Genomic DNA, 2201 nt, shown 5'->3' on the forward strand with positions numbered 1-2201 from the left:
GCGCGGCACTGTCGCCCATCAACGCGCGCACGTCGCGGCCGCAGGCGGCGACGATCTTCTTTGCCACGCCATAGGCTTCGGGATGCACCGAGGAAGCATCGAGCGGCTCGGCGCCATTGGCAATGCGCAAAAAGCCGGCGGACTGTTCAAAGGCACGTGGTCCGAGCCGCGCCACTTTGAGCAGGTCCTTGCGGCTGGCAAACGGCCCGGTCGCATCGCGATGCGCAACGATTGCTTCGGCAAGCGACGGCCCAAGCCCCGAAACCCGCGCCAAGAGCGGCGCCGACGCCGTGTTGAGATCGACGCCGACGGCGTTGACAGCATCCTCGACCACTGCTTCCAGCGAACGGCCAAGACGGTACTGATCGACATCGTGCTGGTACTGGCCGACGCCGATCGACTTCGGCTCGATCTTGACCAGTTCGGCAAGCGGATCCTGCAAGCGGCGAGCGATCGACACGGCGCCGCGCAGTGACACGTCGAGGCCGGGGAATTCCGCCGCTGCCGTCGCCGAGGCCGAATAGACCGAAGCGCCCGCCTCGCTGACGATCACCTTGAGCGGCTTCGGGCCGGAACCGGCTGGCAGGTCCGACAGCATGTCAGCGACCAGTTTCTCGGTCTCACGGCTGCCGGTGCCGTTGCCGATCGAGATCAGCTCCACCTTGTGCTGGCGGATGAGCGCGGCGAGCTCGGCCTGCGCCCCGCGCACGTCGTTCCTGGGCGGGAACGGATAGACCGTCGTCGTCGCCACCAGCTTGCCGGTGCCATCGACCACCGCCACCTTGACGCCGGTGCGGATGCCCGGATCGAGCCCCATCGTCGGCCGCGAGCCGGCGGGCGCGGCGAGCAGCAGGTCCTTCAAGTTGCGCGCGAAGACGTGGATCGCCTCCTCCTCCGCCCGCTCGCGCAGGTCGCGCATCAGGTCGAGCGTCAGATGCAAGGACAGCTTGATGCGCCAGGTCCAGCCGGCGACCTCCATCAGCCAACGGTCGCCCGGCAAGCTGCCGCCGATCGCATAGGCATTGGCAATCATGCGCTCGACCGGCTTCACCGGCGATTGATCGTCGGCATCGACCTCGATGTCGAGCGACAGCACCTCCTCGTTGCGACCGCGCAGCATGGCCAGCGCCCGGTGGCTGGGTGCGTTCGCCCAGCGTTCGACATGGTCGAAATAGTCGGAGAATTTGGCGCCCGCCTCCTGCTTGCCATCGACGACCCTGGCGCGCAGGAAGGCACGCTCCTTCATATAGGCGCGCAGCTTGCCGACCAGATCGGCATTCTCGGCGAACTGTTCCGACAGAATGTCGCGCGCGCCCTCGAGCGCGGCCTTTGCGTCTGCCACTTCTTCGGTGATGTAGGCGAGCGCGAGATCGGCAGGCACCGCCGCGCGGTCGGCAAGGATCGCCTCGGCCAGCGGCCCGAGCCCACGTTCCCTGGCGATCTCCGCCTTGGTGCGCCGCTTCGGCTTGTAGGGCAGGTAGATGTCTTCCAGCTCGGCCTTGGTGGCGGCAGCAATGATCTTGGCCTCCAATTCCTCGGTCAGCTTGCCCTGCTCACGGATGGAACCGAGGATCGTCTCGCGGCGCGCGTCGAGCTCGCGCAGATAGGCGAGCCGCTCGGCCAGGCCGCGCAATTGCGTGTCGTCGAGCCCGCCGGTGACCTCCTTGCGGTAGCGGGCCACGAAGGGCACCGTCGCGCCCTCGTCCAGTAGGCCGATCGCCGCCGCCGCCTGCTCGGGCCGTGCGCCGATCTCGGCCGCGATGATTGCTGCAATGCGCTTGATGTCGGATGCCATGCCGGTCCCTGTCGAAAAGAGCGGCGACCATAGGCCTGGATGCCGTCCTCGCCAACCGCGCTGTTCGGGCCCCGTAGCGAGGTTCCACAGAAAAACGGTTACGAAACCGCCCCGCCGAGGCGGCTCAGACCATCCGGCTCAGCGCCTCGAAGAACGCCACCAGCTCGACATCGAGCCGGTCATCGACCGGCTCCGGCTGCGACGACATCTTGGCGATCACCACTTCGGCCTTCGGGTTGACGTAGAGCCATTGGCCGTGGATGCCGATGCCGCAGAAGGCGCCGCTGTCGGCGCCGGTCTGATACCATTTGTGGCGGTATCGGCCCTTGGGAAAGAGAAAGGCCATCGTGCCGCGCTGCCAGGCCTCGAAGCTGCCGCCGGTTGAAACCGTGTCGCGCACCCAGGC

1 protein-coding gene and 1 pseudogene are annotated in these 2201 nt (G+C 67.2%); both read right to left on the minus strand.

Annotated elements, in window-relative coordinates; translation table 11 throughout:
- Positions 1 to 1795: Tex family protein (locus tag EN780_RS32550; protein ID WP_133372823.1), on the minus strand; the 1795-nt coding region annotated here is incomplete at its 3' end.
- Positions 1796 to 1919: 124 nt separating this feature from the next.
- Positions 1920 to 2201: pseudogene (locus EN780_RS32555) on the minus strand (serine hydrolase); the annotation flags it as partial.

The sequence above is a fragment of the Mesorhizobium sp. M4B.F.Ca.ET.089.01.1.1 genome, assembly GCF_004022605.1.
GTDB lineage: Bacteria > Pseudomonadota > Alphaproteobacteria > Rhizobiales > Rhizobiaceae > Mesorhizobium > Mesorhizobium abyssinicae.